At 63.8% G+C, this 21,230-nt stretch carries 17 protein-coding genes; 12 read left to right on the top strand and 5 right to left on the bottom strand.

Annotated features, from left to right (window positions below; all coding sequences use genetic code 11):
• Nucleotides 1-95: 95 nt before the first annotated feature.
• The 9 genes from MSIL_RS02580 to MSIL_RS02540 all read left to right on the top strand — a co-directional run bounded on the left by MSIL_RS02580 (nt 96) and on the right by MSIL_RS02540 (nt 10,232).
• Entirely contained in the window at nt 96-2,006 is a 1,911-nt protein-coding gene (locus MSIL_RS02580) for a peptidylprolyl isomerase (protein WP_012589549.1), read from the top strand.
• 10 nt (nt 2,007-2,016) lie between these two features.
• A complete protein-coding gene (trpE, locus tag MSIL_RS02575) occupies nt 2,017-3,534 on the top strand; it encodes an anthranilate synthase component I (protein WP_012589548.1) in 1,518 nt (505 codons plus the stop codon).
• 101 nt (nt 3,535-3,635) lie between these two features.
• Nucleotides 3,636-4,241 (top strand): anthranilate synthase component II, encoded by a 606-nt coding sequence (locus tag MSIL_RS02570; protein WP_012589547.1) that lies wholly within the window; start codon nt 3,636-3,638, stop codon nt 4,239-4,241.
• 10 nt (nt 4,242-4,251) lie between these two features.
• On the top strand, nt 4,252-5,301 hold the full coding sequence (gene trpD, locus MSIL_RS02565; RefSeq protein WP_012589546.1) for an anthranilate phosphoribosyltransferase: 1,050 nt from the start codon (nt 4,252-4,254) through the stop codon (nt 5,299-5,301).
• Nucleotides 5,298-6,128, top strand: a complete 831-nt coding sequence (trpC, locus tag MSIL_RS02560) for an indole-3-glycerol phosphate synthase TrpC (RefSeq protein ID WP_012589545.1) — start codon at nt 5,298-5,300, stop codon at nt 6,126-6,128. Before trpD ends, trpC begins: the two co-directional genes overlap by 4 nt.
• Nucleotides 6,125-6,652: a cyclic pyranopterin monophosphate synthase MoaC gene (gene moaC / locus MSIL_RS02555; protein WP_012589544.1), complete on the top strand. Its 528-nt coding sequence runs from the start codon at nt 6,125-6,127 to the stop codon at nt 6,650-6,652. Before trpC ends, moaC begins: the two co-directional genes overlap by 4 nt.
• A 2-nt stretch (nt 6,653-6,654) precedes the next feature.
• Nucleotides 6,655-7,887 (top strand): molybdopterin molybdotransferase MoeA, encoded by a 1,233-nt coding sequence (locus MSIL_RS02550; protein ID WP_012589543.1) that lies wholly within the window; start codon nt 6,655-6,657, stop codon nt 7,885-7,887.
• 419 nt (nt 7,888-8,306) lie between these two features.
• Nucleotides 8,307-9,008, top strand: a complete 702-nt coding sequence (aqpZ, locus tag MSIL_RS02545; protein ID WP_012589542.1) for an aquaporin Z — start codon at nt 8,307-8,309, stop codon at nt 9,006-9,008.
• A 192-nt stretch (nt 9,009-9,200) separates the two neighbouring features.
• Complete coding sequence (locus MSIL_RS02540; RefSeq protein ID WP_012589541.1) at nt 9,201-10,232, top strand: cysteine synthase A; 1,032 nt, start codon at nt 9,201-9,203, stop codon at nt 10,230-10,232.
• Nucleotides 10,233-10,243: 11 nt separating this feature from the next.
• Here MSIL_RS02540 and scpB read toward each other — a convergent pair whose 3' ends face one another.
• The 5 genes from scpB to MSIL_RS02515 form a co-directional block, all read right to left on the bottom strand.
• Nucleotides 10,244-10,981 (bottom strand): SMC-Scp complex subunit ScpB, encoded by a 738-nt coding sequence (gene scpB / locus MSIL_RS02535; RefSeq protein WP_049768084.1) that lies wholly within the window; start codon nt 10,979-10,981, stop codon nt 10,244-10,246.
• 23 nt (nt 10,982-11,004) lie between these two features.
• Nucleotides 11,005-11,799: a segregation and condensation protein A gene (locus tag MSIL_RS02530; RefSeq protein ID WP_012589539.1), complete on the bottom strand. Its 795-nt coding sequence runs from the start codon at nt 11,797-11,799 to the stop codon at nt 11,005-11,007.
• Nucleotides 11,800-11,945: 146 nt separating this feature from the next.
• Nucleotides 11,946-13,322 (bottom strand): SPOR domain-containing protein, encoded by a 1,377-nt coding sequence (locus MSIL_RS02525; protein ID WP_012589538.1) that lies wholly within the window; start codon nt 13,320-13,322, stop codon nt 11,946-11,948.
• Between the two features lie 287 nt (nt 13,323-13,609).
• Nucleotides 13,610-15,382, bottom strand: a complete 1,773-nt coding sequence (gene argS / locus MSIL_RS02520; protein WP_041367519.1) for an arginine--tRNA ligase — start codon at nt 15,380-15,382, stop codon at nt 13,610-13,612.
• Nucleotides 15,383-15,601: 219 nt separating this feature from the next.
• Nucleotides 15,602-16,819 (bottom strand): deoxyguanosinetriphosphate triphosphohydrolase, encoded by a 1,218-nt coding sequence (locus MSIL_RS02515; RefSeq protein WP_012589536.1) that lies wholly within the window; start codon nt 16,817-16,819, stop codon nt 15,602-15,604.
• Nucleotides 16,820-16,947: 128 nt separating this feature from the next.
• On the opposite strand from MSIL_RS02515, the gene MSIL_RS02510 reads away from it, so the two are divergent.
• From MSIL_RS02510 to MSIL_RS21150, 3 genes are all read left to right on the top strand, one after another.
• The gene (locus MSIL_RS02510) at nt 16,948-17,292 is read left to right on the top strand and encodes a HesB/IscA family protein (RefSeq protein WP_012589535.1); all 345 of its coding nucleotides are present in this window, start codon (nt 16,948-16,950) and stop codon (nt 17,290-17,292) included.
• Nucleotides 17,293-17,745: 453 nt separating this feature from the next.
• Nucleotides 17,746-19,629, top strand: a complete 1,884-nt coding sequence (locus MSIL_RS02505) for a hypothetical protein (RefSeq protein ID WP_012589534.1) — start codon at nt 17,746-17,748, stop codon at nt 19,627-19,629.
• Nucleotides 19,630-19,854: 225 nt separating this feature from the next.
• Complete coding sequence (locus MSIL_RS21150) at nt 19,855-21,171, top strand: MBL fold metallo-hydrolase (protein ID WP_187148696.1); 1,317 nt, start codon at nt 19,855-19,857, stop codon at nt 21,169-21,171.
• Nucleotides 21,172-21,230: the final 59 nt, after the last annotated feature.

Raw genomic sequence — 21,230 nt, 5'->3', positions numbered from 1 at the left:
GCAAGCGATAGCGCACCTTCTTATAGTCCCGCCCGAATTTGTAAATGTTTGGCCCAAGCTAGGCCGCGAGCTCTCTCGGGAAAGATAGTAACTAAATGCTTGACGCCATGCGCGCCGCGACAAAGGGCTGGATCGGCCGAACGGTCATGGGGATCGTGCTCGGATTCATTATTCTGAGCTTCGCGGTCTGGGGCATCGGCGATATTTTCCGCGGCTTTGGCGCAAACAAGCTCGCCGAAGTCGGCAACGAACAGATCACGACGGAGGCGTTTCGCTTCGCCTATCAGACGGAATTGCAGCGGGCGCAGCGACAGGCGCGGCGCGCCATCACCAATGACGAAGCCAAGCGCTTCGGCCTCGATCGCCAGGTTCTCTCGCGGCTCGTCAGCGAAGCCGTGCTCGATCAGGAGACGCACGCGCTCGGCCTTGCGATGAGCGACGCCGAGATCGCGCGGACCATCGCCGCCGACCCTTCTTTCAAAGGGGCGAGCGGTCAGTTCGACCGCGCCCGCTTCGAGGAGTTGCTGCGCGACAATGGCCTGACCGAAAAGGCTTTTGTGCGCGAACAGCGCGGCGTCTATCTGCGTCAGGAGCTGATCGATTCCATGACGAACGGCCTGCAATTGCCCAAAGCCATGCTTGAACTGATCCATCGCTACCAGACCGAGACGCGCACGCTCGATTATTTTGTGCTGCCCGCCGCCGCAGCCGGGACCATCGCTTTGCCGTCCGACGACGAACTCGGCAAATATTTCGAAGATCGCAAACTCGGCTATTCCGCCCCGGAATACCGCACGCTCGTCACCTTGACCCTGACGCCGGAGAGCATCGCGAAACCGGACGCCGTCTCGGACGCCGACGCTCTGCGCCGCTACGATGAAATCAAGGGCGAAAAATATGGCGCCCCCGAGAAGCGCCAGATCGATCAGCTGTTCTTCTCCGATCCTGCCGCTGCGGCGGCTGCGCGCGAAAAACTCGACGCGGGCGCGAGCTTCGAGGACATCGTCGCCCAGCAGGGCTCGACCATGAAGGACGTCTCGCTTGGTCTCGTGACGCGGGGCCAGCTGATCGACAAGGCTGTCGCCGACGTCGCCTTCGCCCTCCCCGAGAGCGCGGTCAGCGCGCCCGTCAAGACGCAATTCGGCAGCGTGCTCATTCGCGTCGCCGCCATCGAGCCGTCGAGCGCAAAGCCGTTCGAGGACGTCAAGGAGGAGATCAAGAGGGAGATCGCCACGACCAGAGCGCGGGGAGAAATCGCGCGGCTGCATGACGCCATCGAGGATCAGCGCGCGTCCGGCAAGACGCTGACCGAGGCGGCAAAGAGCGCCGGCCTCGAGGTCCGCGTCATTCCGGCCGTCGACGCCGGCGGCAAGGACGCCGCGGGCGTTCCGATCGCCGATCTGGCAAATAGCGCGGCGTTGTTGAAAGCCGGTTTCGCCTCCGACCTTGGCGTCGACAATGAAACGCTGAGCCTGCCGCAGGGCGGCTATCAATGGTTCGAGGTCGGCAAAATCGACAGGGCGCGGCAGAAGAGCTTCGAGGAGGCGAAACCCGCCGTCGAGAAGGCCTGGCGCGACGATGAGACGGCGAAGCTGATGACGGCTAAAACCATCGATCTGACGAAACGGCTTGAGTCCGGCGAGCCCATGGCCAAAGTCGCCGCCGAGGGCGGTTTTGAGGTCAAGCGGGCGCAGAATGTGCGGCGTGGCGGCGGCGATAATTTTCCGCAGCCGGCTGTGGCCCAGGCCTTCAACGTCGGCGTCGGCGGCGTCGGCTCGACGCGGCTCGAGGCGGGCGACCGGCTCGTGTTCAAGGTCGCCGGCGCGACCGCGCCGCCGATTGATTTCGCTGACGCCACTCTCGTCTCTTTGGCGAATGAAGTGAAAAAATCCTACTCCGACGATCTGGTGACGCAATATCTTGGGACGCTGCAAAACAAGCTCGGCGTGAAGATCAATGCGCAGGCGCTCGCGGCCGCGACGAGCGGCTCAGCTGACCTCTACTGAGACGACGCCGATGGATTCTCCAGCTCATGCGGATTACGCCGCAGCCTATGCGGCCGGCCGCCCGTGCCTGGTTTCGGCGCGCCTGATCGCCGATCTCGAAACGCCGGTTTCCGCCTTTCTGAAGCTGTCGGCGGGGCGCGTCGGACGCATCTTCCTTCTGGAATCCGTCGAGGGCGGAGCCGCGCGGGGCCGATACTCCATGATCGGCCTCGACCCCGATATCGTCTGGCGCGCTTTCGGCGACAGAGCCGAAATCAACCGGTCCGCCTTGAGCGATCCCGACAGCTTTTCGCCTTGCGCGGAGCCCCCGCTCGACTCGCTGCGCGCGCTGATCGCGGAATCCCGCATCGACGCCAGCGAGGAGCTGCCGCCGATGGCGGCCGGCGTCTTTGGCTATCTCGGCTATGATATGGCGCGGCAGATGGAGCAGCTTGGCGCGCCAAAGCCAGATCCCCTCGGCGCGCCAGACGCGATGATGATGCGCCCGACCGTGATGGTCGTGTTCGACTCCGTCCGCGAGGAGATTTTCGTGGTGACGCCGCTGCGCCCTGCCCCCGGCGTTTCCTTCCTTGCCGCCTATGACCATGCCCGCGAACGCATCGACGCGGTGAGCGTGACGCTGGAGGGGCCGCTTCAACATGACTGGGTCGCGGCCGATCCCGCGCTTTCGACTGTCGCGCCGACCTCAAATACCAGCGAGGCGCGGTTTCACGAGATGGTCGCGCGCGCCAAGGATTACGTCCGCGCCGGCGATATTTTTCAGGTCGTGCTGTCGCAACGCTTTTCGGCGCCTTTTGGGCTGCATCCTTTCGCGCTCTACCGCGCCCTGCGCCGGGTCAATCCCTCGCCCTTCCTCTGCTACCTTGATTTCGGACCGTTCCAGATCGTCTGCTCGAGCCCTGAAATTCTGGTCCGGCTGCGCGACGGCAAGGTCACGATCCGGCCCATCGCCGGCACCCGCTGGCGCGGCAAGACCAAGGCCGAGGACGATGCGTTGGCGCAGGACCTTCTTGGCGACGAGAAAGAATGCGCCGAGCATCTGATGCTGCTCGATCTTGGCCGCAACGACGTCGGCCGCGTCGCCGAGATCGGCTCCGTCAAGGTGACGGAGCAATTCGCCATCGAACGCTACAGCCATGTCATGCATATCGTCTCGAACGTGGAGGGCCGTCTCTCGAAGACGCATGACGCAATCGACGCCCTCAGCGCAGGCTTTCCCGCGGGCACCGTTTCGGGGGCGCCGAAACTGCGCGCGATGGAGATCATCGACGAGCTCGAGACGGACAAGCGTGGCGTTTACGGCGGCTGCATCGGCTATTTCGGCGCTTCGGGCGAGATGGACACCTGCATCATCTTGCGCACCGCCATGGTCAAGGATGGCGTCATGCATGTCCAGTCGGGCGCTGGCATCGTCTATGACAGCGATCCCGCCTATGAGCAGCGCGAATGCGTCAACAAGGCGCAAGCTCTGTTCCGCGCCGCCGAGGAGGCCGTGCGTTTCGCGTCGCGGGCCAAGCGCGGGCAATAGAAGCCGACCGCTTTGCGCAACGCCTCGCCGTCTCGGGCGATCCTCCTTGACCTTGCCGGCCGCGCGCCGCAAAAGAGCGGCTTACGAGACGGACCCCGCCCGTGACCGCCATAACCCTCATCGACAATTACGACAGCTTCACCTGGAACCTCGTGCATTGCCTTGGCAGCCTCGGGGCGGATGTCACTGTCCATCGCAACGATAAAATAAGCGTCGAAGAAATCATGGCCGCCGCCCCGGACGGGATCGTGCTCTCGCCGGGGCCCTGCGGGCCGCCTGAGGCGGGGATCTGCCTCGAACTCATCAAGGCCGCGGCGCCCACGATCCCGATCTTTGGCGTCTGCCTCGGACATCAGGCGCTGGGCGAGGCCTATGGCGGCGAAATCGTGCGCGCGCCGGCCCCCGTGCATGGCAAGATCGCGACCATCGACCATCAGGGCGAAGCGCTGTTTCACGGCATCAATGGGCCGTTCCGCGCCGTGCGCTACCATTCACTGGTCGTTCGCGCCGAGACCGCCCCGGCAGACCTCAAGGTGACGGCGCAGACGGATGGGCTCATCATGGGTCTGTCGCATCGGCATTTTCCGGCCCATGGCGTCCAGTTCCATCCCGAAAGCATCGCCTCCGAGCACGGCATGCGGATTTTTGAGAATTTCCTCACCCTCGCCGCGCGCTGGAACGCGACGCGCCGCGCCGCCGCCGTTTGAGGATTGCATATTGGACGCCATGAAACCGTTGCTCGGCAAGCTTGCGACCGGCGCCAGCCTGACGCAGGCGGAGGCGACGCGGGCGTTCGACCTCATTTTTGAAGGAGCCGCCACGCCGGCCCAGCTCGGCGCCTTCCTGATGGCGCTGCGGGTTCGCGGCGAGACGATCGACGAGATCGTTGGCGCGGTCGCCGCTATGCGGGCGCGGATGCTTCGCGTCGATGCGCCAGCGGACGCCATGGATATCGTCGGCACGGGAGGCGACGGTCATTCCACCTACAATGTCTCGACGCTGGCGGCGCTGATCGTCTCCGCCTGCGGCGTTCCCGTCGCCAAGCATGGCAATCGCGCCGCCTCGTCGCAGTCGGGCGCGAGCGACGTGCTGTCCGCCCTCGGCGTTAAAATCGGCCTTGACTCCAGGGAGGTCGAAGCGTGCCTCGAGGCGGCAGGAGTCGCCTTTATGAGCGCGCAGGCGCATCACGCGGCGATGCGCCATGTCGCGGCGGCGCGAGCGGAGCTCGGGACGCGGACCATCTTCAATATCCTCGGCCCGCTCGCCAACCCTGCGGGCGTCAAATTTCAGCTGCTTGGCGTCTATGCGAAGAGCTGGCTGGAGCCGCTGGCGCAGGCGCTGCGCGCGCTCGGCTCGACGCGCGTCTGGCTGGTTCACGGCGCGGACGGGCTCGACGAGGCGACGACGACCGGTCCGACGCATGTCGTCGCGCTGGAGAATGGCGCGATCCGCGCGTTCGACATCACGCCGGAAGACGCCGGCCTCCAGCGCGCGGCGCTCGCCGACCTCAAGGGCGGATCGCCCGCCTTCAACGCCGCCGCCCTGAAAGCCGTGCTTGAGGGACGAAAATCGCCCTATCGCGACATCGCGATCCTCAACGCCGCCGCGGCGCTCATCGTCGCCGGGCGCGCGGCAGACCTCCGCGAGGGCGCCAGGCTGGCGGCCGCCGCCATTGACGATGGCCGCGCAGCCTCTACCCTGTCAAAACTCGTTGAAGCATCGAACCGGGCGAGCCTTCCCGCCGTCGCCGCAGGATCTTGTCCATGACCGACATTCTAAAGAGCATCGCGCTCTACAAGCGCCGCGAGATCGCGCAAGCCAAAGTGCGGATGCCGTTCGAGACGCTGGAGCGCAAGGCGCATGACCATGATCCGCCGCGCGGCTTCGTCAAGGCGATCGAGGCGAAACACGCGGTCAATCAGCTTGCGCTGATCGCCGAGATGAAGAAGGCGAGCCCGTCCAAAGGTCTGATCCGGGCCGATTTCGATCCGCCGGCGCTGGCCCGCGCCTATGAGGAGGGCGGCGCCGCCTGCCTCTCCGTGCTGACCGACGGCCCCTCCTTCCAGGGCGATCTCAGCTTCCTTGAGGCGGCTCGCGCTGCAACCCATTTACCCTGTCTTCGCAAGGACTTCCTGTTCGATCCTTATCAGGTCTATGAAGCAAGGGCCAATGGCGCCGATTGTGTTCTGATCATCATGGCTTGCGTCGATGACGAGGAGGCGGGCCAGCTGACGCGGGCGGCGCATGATCTTGCCATGGATATTCTCGTCGAGGTGCATGACGAGGCCGAACTCACGCGCGCGCTGCGGCTCGAAACGCGGCTTGTCGGCGTCAACAACCGCGATTTGCGAACCTTCGAGACCAGCCTCGAACTGACCGAACGGCTGGCCGAAAAGATTCCTTCCGACCGCATCGCCGTCAGCGAAAGCGGAATTGCCTCGCATCAGGACTGTCTGCGCCTCAAGGCGCATGGCGTTTCGACATTTCTCGTCGGAGAGAGCCTGATGCGCCAAAAGGACGTTGCGGCGGCGACCAAGGATCTGCTCATCGGCAAATTGCCGCCCCTCCACGGCAAGCACGCGCACGGATTATGACTGTCGCGAAATCGGGCCTCACCCATCTGTCCGCGGGCGGCGAAGCGGTGATGGTCGACGTCTCCGCCAAAGTGGCCACCGAGCGGATCGCCATCGCCTCCGGCCGCATTGTCATGCGCGCGGAGACGCTCGCGCTTGCGCTATCGGGCAACGCCAGCAAGGGCGATGTTTTCGGCGCGGCGCGGATCGCCGGCATTATGGCCGCCAAGAAGACCCATGAGCTCATTCCGCTCTGCCATCCGCTGCAGCTGACGAAAGTCGGCGTCGATCTTGAAGCGGACGCCGCTCTGCCGGGAATCGTCGTGCGCGCCAGCGCCAAGGCGTTGGGGCAGACTGGCGTCGAGATGGAGGCGCTGACGGCGGTCTCCGTCGCCTGCCTCACCCTGTACGACATGCTGAAGGCGGTCGACCGCGGGATGCGGATCGAGGCGATTGAACTTTTGCAGAAGACCGGCGGAAAATCGGGCGATTGGCGCCGTGACGACGTCGAGGCCGCCAAGCCCTCCGAAGTCAAGGCTCCCTGAGCATGAGCGGGCGCGCGTCCCTGACCGTTGAAGAGGCGAAGGCGCGCATTCTCGCAGGCGTCTGCCCGGATCGTCCGCGAGAGACGGTCCCACTGGCAAGGGGGCTCGGCCGCACCCTTGCCGCGGACCTTGCTGCAGGCAGGACACAGCCGCCCTACCCCGTTTCCGCCATGGATGGCTACGCCGTCCGCGCCGCGGACCTTTCGATCCTGCCGACCCGGCTAAAGCAGATCGGCGAAAGCGCCGCCGGACATGCTTTCGCGGGAAAGCTCGGCCCGATGGAGACGGCGCGGATCTTTACCGGCGCGCGGGTTCCGGACGGCGCCGACGCCATCCTGATTCAGGAAAACGCGCGCGTCGTCGATGGCCTGATCGAGCCGCTGCGCGGCGTCCCGCCCGGCCTCTATGTTCGCAAGGCGGGGCTCGATTTTATCGAGGGCGCGACCTTGCTGAAGGCGGGAACGCGTCTTGGCCCGGGAGCGATCGCGCTCGCGGCGGCGATGAACCACGCCGAGCTGCCCGTCGCCAGGCGCCCCCGCGTCGGCCTTCTTGCGACCGGCGACGAACTCGTGGCTCCCGGCGCAGCCGTCGGCGTCGATGAGATCGTCGCCTCCAATGGTTTCACCGTCGCCGCCCTCGTCGAATGGGCCGGTGGCGAGCCGGTCGATTTCGGCATCGTTGGCGACGATCTCGCCGCCACCGAACACGCCATCGGCGCCGCTCTCGAGGCCGAATGCGATGTGCTGGTGACGAGCGGGGGCGCCTCGGTCGGGGATCATGATCTAGTCCGGCCAGCGCTTCTCAAGCGCGGCATGGAGCTCGATTTTTGGCGCATCCTGCTGCGGCCCGGCGCCCCGCTGGTTTATGGCAGGCTTGGGCCCACGGCCGTCGTCGGTCTGCCCGGCAATCCCGTGTCGGCGACGGTTTGCGCAATCCTTTTTTTGTGCCCGCTGGTCCGCGCGCTCTCAGGCGATCCCTTGGCTGCAAAGGACTCCAGCGAAACTGCGGTGCTCGGAGCGCCGGTTCGGGCCAATGATTCGAGACAAGATTTTATGCGCGCGACATTGGCGCGCGAGGGCGACGGCCCGCCCGTCGCGACGCCCTTCGACGCGCAGGATTCATCGCTGCTGAGCGTGCTCGCGCGGGCAGAATGCTTGGTGATTCGCCCCTCGCATGCCCCAGCCGCCGAGGCCGGCGCGCCGTGCCGGATTCTGCGTATGCCCGGCTTTGGTTAAGCGGCGCCAATGCGTTGCCGAACGCCACCGAATTTTGAACCACCGACAATTGACAAAGCGCATCGCCTCTGACCAATTGATGCCCGCTCAACGATACACGCTAGTATTATGCAACTATAGACGGTTTCAGAGTCGCCCGAAGCAACGCCTTATCAATCCCCAGCCTGCAAACTGTTCAAGCCTTCCGTTTCTGCGCGCCCCCTTTAGCCGCGCGCCCTTCCTGGTCTAGACTTGGCGCCGCTAAGCAAGGTTTTCATAGCTTGCGGCCGTTCTGAACGAAGGGTTGCTCAAATCACGTCGGGCAAGACTGCAGCTTTCGAACCACAAGGAGCGTCGGCTTCGATCCGCGGGCGACAGAAGAATGAGCGCCGATGCAGTCGGCGCCTGCAACAAAGAACTTTGATGATTGGGGTGGGATCATGAATTTTTCGATGTCTCAACGGCTGACGGCCGAGTTTCTGGGCACCTTTTGGCTGACCTTCGGCGGTTGCGGCAGCGCCGTGCTCGCCGCGGCGTTTCCGCAGCTCGGAATTGGCTTTGCCGGCGTCGCGCTGGCCTTCGGCCTGACCGTTCTCACCATGGTTTACGCGGTCGGCCCGATCTCGGGTGGTCATTTCAATCCGGCGGTGACCGTTGGCCTTTGGGCCGGCGACCGGATTACCGCGAATTACGTCCTGCCCTATATTATCGTCCAGGTCGCGGGCGCGATCGCCGCCGCCGCCGTCCTCTATGTCGTCGCAAGCGGCCATCCGGAGTTCAAGCTCGGCGGCTTCGCCTCCAATGGCTACGGCGCATTGAGTCCCGGCCATTATTCGCTGCTGGCCTGTCTCGTCATCGAAGCGCTGTTGACCTTCTTCTTCCTGCTGATCATCCATGGCGCGACCTCGGCCGCGGCGCCCGCCGGCTTCGCCGGCATCGCCATCGGCTTTACCCTGACGCTGATCCATCTGATTTCGATTCCGGTGACCAACACCTCGGTCAACCCTGCGCGCAGCACCGGCCCGGCGCTGTTTGCCGGCGGCGAATATATTTCGCAGCTCTGGCTGTTCTGGGCCGCGCCGATCGCCGGCGCCCTTCTGGCCGGCATTGTCTCAAGGGTGCTGTATAAACCCGCCGCTTGAGCCAAGGCTCAATCCGCTGATCTCGAGAGCCTGCCGCGCCCCTGCCCGGCAGGCTTTTTTGCATCGAACCGCAATGGCGCCGCCGCCAAAGCTCGACAGCCAAGCTTAGAGCAGTTTATAGTTTTTATGGATTTATCGTCAGATACCTCGGGCCAATTCGCGCGATTTTGTAAGAGCGAGACATCAGGCAAAATGGCATTTGCAAAATCGGTCATTGAGGCGATCGGCAACACGCCTCTCATCAAATTGCGGCGGGCATCGGAAGAGACCCAGTGCCTCATTCTGGGGAAGGCGGAATTCCAAAACCCCGGCGGCTCCGTCAAGGATCGGGCCGCGCTTGCAATCGTCGCCGACGCCGTGGCGCGCGGCGCGCTGAAGCCGGGCGGAGTCATTGTTGAAGGCACGGCAGGCAACACGGGCATCGGTCTCGCCCTCGTCGCCAATGCGCTCGGCTATAAGACCGTGATCGTCATTCCCGAGACGCAGAGCCAGGAAAAGAAGGATCTGCTACGGCTGCAGGGCGCGGAGCTCATCGAGGTTCCGGCGGTCCCCTATGCGGATCCGAACAATTACGTGAAATTATCGGGCCGTCTCGCCGAACGCCTAGCCAAGGAAAATCCCGCAGGCGCCATTTGGGCCAATCAATTCGACAATGTCGCAAATCGCCAGGGGCACTTCGAGACCACGGGGCCGGAAATATTTGCGCAGACGGACGGGCGCGTTGACGGCTTCGTTAGCGCGGTCGGCACCGGCGGGACTTTGGCCGGCGTCGGCATGGCGCTGAAGGCCAAGAATCCCGGCGTTCAGATCGCGCTCGCCGATCCGCCGGGCGCGGCGCTTTATTCCTATTACACGACGGGAGAGCTGAAATCCTCCGGCTCTTCGATCACCGAGGGGATTGGTCAGGGCCGCATTACGGCGAATCTCGAAGGCGCCCCCATCGATTTCGCCTATCAGATCGGCGATGAGGAATCGGTGCGGCTGGTGTTCGACCTCGCTGAGAACGAGGGGCTTCTGCTGGGCGGCTCGTCCGGCGTGAATGTTGCGGGCGCGATACGGCTGGCGCGGGAGCTCGGCCCCGGCCACACCATCGTGACGATCCTGTGCGATTCGGGTTCGCGCTATCAGTCGAAGCTGTTCAACCCAGAGTTTCTGCGCTCGAAGAATTTGCCGACGCCCGGCTGGCTGGAGCGCCCGTTGCAGATCAAGCCGGATTTTCTTTGAGGGGACGCGCGTCAGTCGTCGGTGGGCTGTTGCGATCCAGCCGGATCCCGCTCGGCGGCTTCCTCCTCCTCCACCGGCTCCGCATCATCCTCCAGCGGATCCTCATCGGCGGCCAGCGCGTCGTCGTCGCTCGGCTGCGGGATGGAAAAGCTCGACGGCAGCCGCCCGTCGAACAATCCGGCGCCCTTCAATTCTTCAAGGCCAGGCAGGTCGCCAACGGCCTCTAACCCGAAATGGATCAAAAATTCCTGCGTCGTGCCATAGGTCAGCGGGCGTCCCGGCGCGCGCCGGCGCCCGCGCAGCCGGACCCAGCCTGTTTCGAGCAAGACGTCGAGCGTCCCCTTGGAGATGGCGACGCCGCGAATGTCTTCGATCTCGGCGCGCGTCACCGGCTGGTGGTAGGCGATGATCGCCAGCGTCTCCAGCGCGGCGCGCGACATTTTCTTCTGCTCGCCCTCGCCGCCGGCGAGCAGCCAGGCAAGATCGGTCGCCGTGCGGAACATCCATTTGCCGCCGACGCGCACGAGATTGACGCCGCGCGCGCTGTAGCTCGCTTTCAGATGATCGAGAACGGAGGCGATCGCGACGCCGCGCGGCAGCCGCCTTTCGATCTCCTGCTCGGCCAGCGGCTCCGGGCTTGCGAAAATCATCGCCTCGGCGATCCGCATCGCTTCGACAAGCTGCGCATTGGCCGCCGCGGATGGGCCGGGCTCGGCCTCGGTCTGGAAGAGTCTGGCGATGTCTCCCATCTGCGTGTGTAGATCCCTTCCCGTCATGGCGTCGATTGCGGTCCGGCGCCGGGCGCCTGCGTCTTGATCCACAGCGGCGCGAAGGGCGCGTCCTGACGGATCAGGATCGAACCCTCCCGCGCCATTTCGAGCGAGGCCGACAGGGTCGAGGCGCGGATCGTCCGCCGCGTTTCCGGCGTCGTGCAAAATTCGATCAGGAAAACGTCGAGATCAGTCCAGTCGAGCGCGCGCCCGATCATTTTCTCAAGCTCCTCGCGCGCCTGCGCCAGCGACCAGACGAAGCGCTGCTTCAAGGTCACGCGCGTCAGCGCATGTTTCTGGCGGCGCTGCGCGTAAGCGGCGAGAAGATCATAGAGGCTCGCCTGCCATCGTGGCGCGCCGTCGGGGTCGACGAGTTCCGGACGCCCGCGCGAAAATACGTCGCGCCCCATCCGCGGGCGGGCGACGAGCGCCTCGGCGGCGGCGCGGATCGCCTCCAGCCGCCGCAGCCTCAGCTGCAGCGCCTCGGCCAATTCCTCGACTTCCGGCTCTTCGCCCTTCTCAGCGCGCGGCAGCAAAAGCCTGGACTTCAGATAGGCGAGCCAGGCGGCCATGACGAGATAATCCGCGGCCAGCTCGAGGCGCAGGCTGCGGGCGGCTTCGATAAATTCGAGATATTGCTCGGCGAGCGCCAGCACGGAAATTTTTTCAAGATCGACCTTTTGGCGTCGCGCGAGATCGAGGAGCAGATCGAGCGGCCCCTCGAATCCTTCGACGTCGACGACGAAGGAGCGTTCCTCGTCCCCTTCGTCCGGTTTTGGGTCGAAATCAAAATCCAAAAGGCCGCCCCGTTCGATGATTCGATCAAGTCAATCAGATTGACCGGATTGAACCGACGCCGCAACACGCCTTGCCGTTCAGTCCATTCTGTCCACAGCGGGCTCGTCCGGCGCTGCGAAACCCGCCGGCCGCGCCATCGCCGCCATCAGTTCTTGGCGACGAAGCAGGCCCCGCCCGCGCCCTGCACCTTCTGGCAGAGGCTGGTCGCATCTTCCTTCGAAAGTCCGACCGAGCGGACGCGATAGACCGTCTTGTCGCCGCTCACCGCCTTGCGGATCGAGGGATGGAAGCCGGCGATCTGCGCGCCATATTTCTTGATCAGCTTGCCCTGGATGTCGCGCGCCTCGGCCTCGGACGCGGGCGCCGCCAGTTGGGCGGCGTAGCCTCCGCCGGCCGCGGGCGTCGCCTGCGCATCGGCGCTGGCGACCTCGACCGAGCGGGTTTTGGCCGCCGGTTTGGCGGCGGCATTCACGGCGGCGTCCCCCGGCGCGGCGGGTTTCGGCGTCGTCGCCGCGCGCGTGGTCGTCTTAGGCGTCGCCGGCTTGGCGGCAACCGTCGCGGCGTGATGCTCCGGGACCGGCGCTGCAGCCGCCGCGGCGATGGGATCATTGGCGATCACGCTGCCGTCAGGGCGCACCGACACTGTCTTGACTTTCTTCGGCTCGATCAGATTGGCGATGCTGCGCTCCTCGCTCCCTTGCGGGGCCTGCGCGCGTCCCGGCGGCGGCGGCGCGGCGACGCTGGCCGCGCCTGAACCGGACCCGTTCATGGCGATCACGCGCGGCGCGCGGTCCGGCATCCGGGAGAGGTCCACCGGCTGCTCGGAACCGTCGGCGACGGCGACCGGAGAGGCCTGCGGCGTACGGTCGAGGATCGAGGCGTTCTGGTTCGGGGAGTCGACGCCTCCAGTCGTTTCCGGCTGCACCTTGACGGGGCCGTCGACGGCCTTGATCGAAGCGACCATATGGGAGGACGACGATCCGCCCTTCAAGGCGAAGGTCGCGCCGATTCCGCCTATGCCGGCGATGATGATGGCGGCCATGATATAGAGCGGGCGCCGCGACCTTGGCTCCGCCTCATAGTCGGGGGCGGCGTAAGGCGCTTCCTCTTGATAGCGCCATTCCTGCGCCTGCTCGAAGGGCGCCGAATAATTCGCGACTTCCTCTTCCCGGTCGCGCCGGCGCTCGCCCGGATGGGGAAAGTCTTCGCTCTCGGGAGCGTAGACGGCGCTGGCGTAAGAGCGATGAGGGTCGAAGGGATCAGGCTCCGCCTGCGGCCACGAGTCGTGGTCGGCGGGCGTCTCATAGCCATCTTGCGCGTCGCGATCCTCGATCGCGGGCCGGGCCGCTTTATGCTCGAAAACCGCCTTATAGGGATCGTCGCGATCGCCGGCGAACCGCGCGAGTTCGGCAAGCGGATCATCGTCGGACCGGCTCGAAGGGGTCGTCTGGCGCAGGCGCTTCTCGAATTGCTCGAGATCGATCATCGGGCGCCGCTTAGCAACAGTCTCACGCGTACTCATCCTACCCTCCCGCCGCCACTCTGCAAGCGGACAGAGCGCGCGCCGGAACGGGCGCGCGGTCGATACGCTTACTGCGGGCCGCCCCGGGGGGCGAACCCGTCTTTAGCCAACTCTGCCGGCGCGGATTTCTTAAATGCGATTGTCCGCGCGTCGACGCCGTTCACACGACTTTGCCCGGCTAGCGTTCTCCTGGAGATGGACCTGCAGCGGTCTTAGAAATCGCGCCGAAGTCAAAACCCTGAGCCTATCCCGGGCGGCAGATCCTGCCGACCCGGCCAAAATAGCCTCTAGCGCATCTCGTCAGGAGCGCTGACCCCCAAAACTCCAAGGCCAGCAGACAATACGCCCGCCAATACCTTTACCAAAGCAAGCCTTGCAATGGTTAGATTTGGCATTTCTTCATTAAGAAATCGTAATTGTGGCTGATCTTTGCCGCGAGTCCAATGACCGTGCAAGGCGGACGCCAGTTCGTGCAAATAAAAGGCGAGACGATGCGGCTCATGGGCGCTGGCCGCCGCCTCGATTACACGCGGAAATTGCGCGACAAGTTTGACCAGATAAAGCTCGCCAGGATCGACTAAAAGCCCAAGCTCCGCCTCTTCGAAGGCGGACGTCGTGAGTTTATTTGCAGGAATGCTGACATGGGCCTGCCGCAACACCGATCTGGCGCGCGCATGCGCATATTGGACGTAGAATACCGGATTATCTTTCGATTGCTCGATAACTTTGGAAAGATCAAATTCCAGCGGCGCGTCGTTCTTGCGAAACAGCATCATGAAGCGGACGGCGTCGCGCCCGACTTCGTCGACGACTTCGCGCAAGGTGACGAAATCGCCCGACCGCTTTGACATTTTCACCGGCTCGCCGGCGCGCATCAGCTTGACGAGCTGACACAACTTGACGTCGAGGCTTGCCTTGCCGCGCGATAAAGCCTCGACGGCGGCGCGCATCCGGCTGACATAGCCGCCGTGATCCGCACCCCAAACGTCGATCAGCAGCGCGAAGCCGCGATCGATCTTCGTCTTGTGGTAGGCGATGTCCGAGGCGAAATAAGTATAGCCGCCGTCTGACTTCAGCAATGGCCGGTCGACGTCGTCGCCGAAGGCGGTCGAGCGGAACAAGGTCTGCTCGCGGTCTTCCCAGTCCTCCGCCGCCTGACCCTTCGGCGGCGGAAGCCTGCCCTCATAGACGAGACCGTCGGCCCGCAGCGCCGCGATCGCCGCGGCGACCTGATCGCCCGCCTCGCCGCGGGTCAGCGAACGCTCGGAAAAGAAAATCGCGTGGGTGATGTCGAGCGCGGCGAGATCGTCGCGGATCATCGCCATCATGCCCTCGATCGCGGCCGCCCGCGCCGGCTCCATCCACTCGGTTTCTGGGCGCTGGACCAGGCTGTCGCCAAAGCGCGCGGCCAAAGTCGCGCCGACGCTTTTCAGATAGTCGCCGGGATAGAGTCCCTCGGGAATGTCGCCGATCTCTTCGCCAAGCGCCTCGCGATAGCGCAAATGGGCCGAGCGGGCGAGAACATCGACCTGCGCGCCGGCGTCGTTGATATAATATTCGCGCGTGACGTCGGCCCCGGCAAATTCGAGCAGGTTCGCCAGCGCGTCGCCGAACACCGCCCCACGCCCATGGCCGACATGCATCGGGCCGGTCGGATTGGCCGAAACATATTCGACATTGACCTTGCCGCCGGCTTTGGCTGCGCCCTTGCCGAAATCGGCGCCAAGTTCGAGCGCCCGCCGCAGGATGCGGCCGAACACGTCGGGCTTAAGCGAAATATTGATGAAGCCTGGCCCGGCGACTTCGGCGCTGGCGACGTCGGGGTCCTCCGCCAGCGCGAAGGCGATTTCGCTCGCGAGCTGGCGCGGATTGGAGAAGGACGCCTTCGCCTCTTTCGCATAGACCATGGCGGCGTTGGCGGCCAGATCGCCATGCGAGGCGTCGCGCGGCGGCTCGACCACGAAGCGATTAAGGTCAAGCTCCGCCGGCAGGCGTCCTGAGGCGACAATGGTCTCAAGGATTGCGGCGATGCGCTGATGGAAATCGGCGTAAATGTTCATGGGCTTTGGTTCTTCATCCCGCAATGTTCGCCAGCTCCGCGGCAAAAGCTTGCGGCGGGGGCGGCAGTCCGATTTGGCTTTTATCGGATAAGCTTGCAAGGCGCGAGACGGACGCGGCGAGGCGGGAGCGATCGCCGCCACGTGGCGGCCGGCGATCGGCGACGCTGAAGAGTAGGCCCATTATAACTCACCGGGCGGAAACCGGCAGCTATTCCGGGGCTACCGAAGCTCCGGCGCCGCGCCAAAAATGCGGCGATGCTCCTGCAACACGTAACGATCGGTCATGCCGGCGATGTAATCGCAGATGACCCGCGCGCGGCGCGTGTCGTCGCCCCCCGCCGCTTGCGCCGCCGCCGCCCAATCCACCGGCATGCTCGTGGGCTTTCCGAAAAAATGCGGAAACAGATTGAAGATCACCTCCGCCGCCTGCGCGCGGATGCGATTGAGCGGCTCGCGGCGATAGAGGATATGCAGAAGAAACTGCTTGATCTCCGCCTCGAGCCGCGTCATCGCCGGGGAGAAGGCGACCATCGGCGCCGCGCCGTCGCGGATATCTTCGGCGCTGCCGGCGCCGGCCGCATCGAGGCGCAGCCTGCTTTCGCCGATGGCGTCCTCGATGAAACGCGTGATCAGGCGGCGCACCAGTTCGTGAACGAAGCGCGCCGGCTCGAGGCCGGGGCGCAGCGCCGCGACTTCGGCGGCGAGATCGCCGAGAAAAGGCGCCTGCGCAATATCGACGACGTCGATCAGTCCGGCGCGAAGGCCATCGTCGATGTCATGGGCGTTATAGGCGATGTCGTCGGCGATGGCCGCGGCCTGCGCCTCGGCGCTGGCGAAGCGGGCGAGATCGAGATGGAAAAGCGCGTCGAATTCGAGAATGGCGGCGGGAACGCCCGATTTCGCAAAGCGCGGCGTTGGCGACCCATCGGGCAAACGCAGCGGGCCATTATGTTTGACGAGGCCCTCGAGCGTTTCGAAGGTCAGATTGAGCCCGTCGAATGCGGCATAGCGTCGCTCCAGCTTGGTGACGATCCGCAGCGTTTGCGCATTGTGGTCGAAGCCGCCATAGGGCGCCATCATCACATGAAGGGCGTCTTCGCCGGCATGGCCGAACGGCGGATGGCCGAGATCATGCGCAAGAGCGACCGCTTCGGCGAGATCGTCATCGAGGCCGAGCGCGCGCGCCAGAGCCCGCGCGATCTGGGCCACTTCGAGCGAATGGGTGAGGCGCGTGCGGTAATGATCGCCCTCATGCGGGATAAAAACCTGCGTTTTATGCGCCAGCCGCCGGAAAGCTGTCGAATGGATGATGCGGTCGCGATCGCGTTGGAATTTGGTCCGCGACGGAGAGCCCGGCTCGCTGAACAGCCGCCCGCGGCTCGCGTCGGAGTCGGCCGCATAGGCGGCGCGGACGGGCCGAAAGGGTGAGACTGACATGAAGCCCCCATCGCGCGACGACTAAGCTCGTTGCAGTTATGAACGCGGCGACCTATGTTCTCTATTTAGCCGCGAGGCAAGCATGTGGCGCGCTTGCGCCCAATCGTCCAAGATGTTCGAGGTTGATCATGAGCGAAGCCGCTGTCGAAGCGCCCGTCGAAATGTCCGAAAACGCCGCGCTGCGGATTTCCGAGATCCTCAAGACCGAGCCGGAAGGCTCCTTCCTGCGCATCGGCGTCGATGGCGGCGGATGTTCGGGCTTCACCTATACTTATAAGATCGAGACGGCGCGCGACGACGAGGACCTCGTGCTCGACCGCGACGGCGCGCTCGTTCTGATCGATCCGGTCTCGCTGGAATTCTTGCGCGGCTGCCGGATTGATTTCATCAACAATCTGATGGGGCGGATGTTCAAAATCGAAAATCCCGCCGCTACCGCGTCTTGCGGCTGCGGGTCGAGCTTTGCCGTCTAGGGCGATCCCGATCCGATTTTGACCGATCTGACCGGCAAGAACTGAACGATTTCGCGCCGATCGGATTTTAGGTCGACATGCGCTTTGGACGGCGCGTGTTCCGCGGCTTGCGGCATCTTATGAAGGCGCTTGGGCCCACTTGCTTTATTGTGAAGACGATCGTTTCTCCATTTACCGTCGCGATAATCCTTTAAGGTGAAGCAGGGGCTGAGGGCGGCTCGCGGGCGTCGCGACATGCGCTTTCGCCTCGAGTGACCTCGCCGCATAGGATCAGCCTCAAGCGGCGCCCTGCCCTAAAAGCGCGATGCCGAAAAGTTGCAGACTTTTCGGGCCGGCCATCGTCTTCTAAATATTTGAAATTGATCAGTTTCATGATTTTGGATTGTTTCGGTCCAAAGTTTCGTGATCCACATCTCTTCTGCGCGACCCGATCATCGCTAACCCCGAGGCGTTATGAAGCTGCAGCCTTTCCTTGCCGCCGCCGGTTTTGCCGGTTTCGCAGCGATTCTGGTTGATGTCGGCGAACGCCATGCGTTCGACGGGGCGGTCGCCGCGGCCCTTGCGGCGAACCCGAGCCTCAGAATCGAGAGCGCCGCCAGCGAGCCGTGGCGGAGCGAAATTCGATTTGGCGGCGTCGACTGGCGAGGTCGGGGCCTGTCGTTTCACGCCGGAACGGTCAAAGTCGCCGATGCGCCCGGATGGACGCTGATCCCCGCCGCCTTCGCCGCGGCAGGTTCCGCCAGCGCGACGGACGTCACAATCGTCACGGGCTCCTCAACCTATAAAATCAAGCAAATCGACCTCGCCGGCGCGTCGATCTCCAGCGCCGATCTCCTGAAACTGTTCGATTCCAGCGAGAAACAATCTGCCCCCGACCGATTCGCAACGCTCTCCGCCACGACGATCACGATGCCCGAATTGACGATCGAATCCCGCATCGGGGAGACGACGCAGATCTTCACCTATCGTGATGTTGTGCTAAGCGGCGTCAAGGACGGCAAGGCGGCGGGCGTCGCCGCCAGCGGCGCCAGTTTTTCCTTGTCCGATCCGAAGACAGGCGAGGTTAAAGGCGCTTATGGCCGCATCGGCCTCAAGGATTTGGACCTCGTGCTTTCGGCGCGAATGGTCAGCGAGACGCAAGATCAGCCGACGGAAAAGCTTCCGCTCTATAATTCCCTCGCTGTCGACGGCGCCCATATTGAAAACGCGCAATTCGGATTGGACCTGAAGACGATTACGCTCGCCAGCGTCCTGGCGAGACCGCCGCTGAAGCCTGCGTCCATCTCTGGCGCCGCCAAGTTGGACCCGACGACGGCCGACGCGCTGAAATGGCTTGATGCGATGGAGATCAACGAACTCGCCGCCACGGACATCAAGCTCGAACTGCATAACGGCCAGGAGCCTGGTCATCTTCGTTTGACGCGCGCGCTTTTGGCCCGCCTTGACGGGCGCCGCATCGACGCCCTCGATTTCGAGGGGGCTGTTTTCGAGCGGGGACCGCGGCGCATTTCATTAAATAGCGCCAGCCTCAAAGGGCTGAATCTCGAACCCTTGACCGTCAATGAAAACGGCCAAACTCTGCTTGAGAAAAATCTGCGGCCGAGATTTGATGAGATTGTGCTGACGGCTCTCGCCAGCGACCGTCCTTCCGCCGCAGACGAACCAGCGCAAAAAAGCGGCGCCTTCAAAGTCGATCGCATCGGCGTCAAAAGCTTCGAGTCGAATGAGGCGGCGAGCATCGGACTTGACGTCGCGGTCGATCATTTCGTGACTGCGCTCGACGAGCCGGGGCCCCTGCCCGATCTTGTCGCCATGGGCTATTCGCAGCTCGATCTGACTAGCCGGCTGAACGCCGTCTGGACGCGGGCCTCGAGCGAACTCGCGATCAGCGACTTCTCGCTTCAGGGCGCCGACATGGGCGCGCTGCAATTGTCCGCGCTGCTTGGCGACGTGACGCCGGAGATCGCCTCACATGACCAGGAGGTCGCGACGGCCGCGGCGCGCCGCGTGCTGGTCAAGAAAGTCGATGTGACGCTCGTCAATGAAGGCGTCGTCGACAAGGCGCTCGCCGCCCAGGCGAAGAGCCAGCATCTGAGCGTCGACGAAGTTCGGCAGGCCGATATGATGAAAGCGAGCCTGTTGCTGCCGGCTCTGGCGGGAAATGCGCCGGCTCTGCGCCTCGTCGGCTCGGAGCTGGCCAAATTCATCGCCGATCCGAAAAGCTTCAATCTGATCGCGCTCTCGCCGCAGGGCGTCGGCGTTTCCGATCTGGAGTTTGTCGCAACTCCTGCCGAGCTCTTGAAAAAGCTCGAGATCACCGCCTACGCGAACCGCTAGGAACCGCACTTATCGCGCCCTGAGATCTGTCAGACGCTGCGCCACATGTCCCAGACAACAATATCCAGATTATTGTAGAGACCGGACGTTCATGGAAGACGCAACCGTCGCAGCGAAATATAGCCTCCGCTTCGGGCTAATTCGGCGGGGGCTATCGTGTTGCGAAGAAATAGAAGAATTGCATTCGCCTTTTCGCTCGCGCTGGGATTCAGCGCTGGCGCGAATTTGGGGCGCGCCGAGGATCTTGGCGGCGCTGTAGATCAAGCGGGGCGCGGCGGACATAATAATGAGGAGCTTGCGGCGATGATCGCCGCCAGGCAGAAATTCTTTGGAACAGAGAACATCAACTCCCGTACCGGAGAAGTCCGTCGCGATCGGGTCATCTTCAGCTGGACGACGAACGCAACGCTTGCGGTGTCTTTGAAAGGACGGGTCATCCTCCTCGACACCTACCTCAATCGGCTGGAGGTTGCGCCCGATCCCAACAAACCCGACCTGCGCCGGACTCCGATCAGCGTCGATGATCTGGTGCAGCTTCATCCGGAAGCGATTTTCCTCGGGCATGGCCATGGCGATCACGCCGACAACGCGGCCTATGTCGCGAAATGGCTGAACATCCCGATCTATGCGTCGCCGGAAACCTGCGACGTCATGCAACTCGACGTCGCCCGCATGGCCGCCGATCCCAACACTGCGAATGGGGGCGCCAAGCTGGTGCCCAACGCCAGGCCGGTAACGTGCCTTCCGGTGGTGTCGCGCGGTTCTGTGCCGGGATCCGAAATCCACACCATCAAGCAGCTTGAGCCGCTTGCCTGCATTGTCGTGTTTAAACACATTCATTCGGGAGCGGTGCCCACGGATACGTCGTTTCCATCATTCCCGGTGCAGAACATCGGCGATCCGCGGGAACCGGATCTTTATCCGCCCGGAACCTGCGTGACCCCGACAAAAGCAAATGGCCTGCAGGGATGTCTTGGCAATCCGCCGTTCCTCACGCCAGTCAAGGGGCAGGAAAATTTGACGACGACAGGCTTCGGCAGCGTCGCCGGAAGCCCGGGCGGCCCCATCAGCCTGTTCTTTCAGTTCGTGCTGCGAGACAGCCACAACTTCACCTTTGTCTGGCACAACACCACAGGACCGCTGAAGGAAGGCGCGGGCTCTGACCCCGGACTGCCCTCGCCGACGGTCGGCGCGCATCTCTTTTCGATCATGGACGCGCTGCCCCAGACAAATGTCGAGTTCGGCTCAATTGTCAGCCTCGGCTACGCCACCAACGGCACGCGCGACGCGATTATGTATCAACAGCATCTGAAGCCGCAGATCTATGTGCCGATCCACATGACGGACGTCGCCGCTGTGAGTTCATCGCTCGAATTCAAGAAAGCCTATGTCCAGGCTGTTCTCGCCGCAGGAGGCCCACGGCCGGAAATCCGTTGGCTGGTCGATCCAAATGATTTCCTGAAGCCGATGGTCTATGACCCGTCTGATGATCGCTGGGATATCGACGGCCGAAAGAAACGCGTTCATGAGTTCTGCCATTAGGCCTGCGCGCGGTTGATCGATGCGGCGAGCGTCGCGCGCCAATCCGGCGGCGGCGCTCG

This window comes from Methylocella silvestris BL2 (assembly GCF_000021745.1).
Lineage (GTDB): Bacteria > Pseudomonadota > Alphaproteobacteria > Rhizobiales > Beijerinckiaceae > Methylocapsa > Methylocapsa silvestris.
This window is presented reverse-complemented; position numbering and strand designations above follow the sequence as displayed.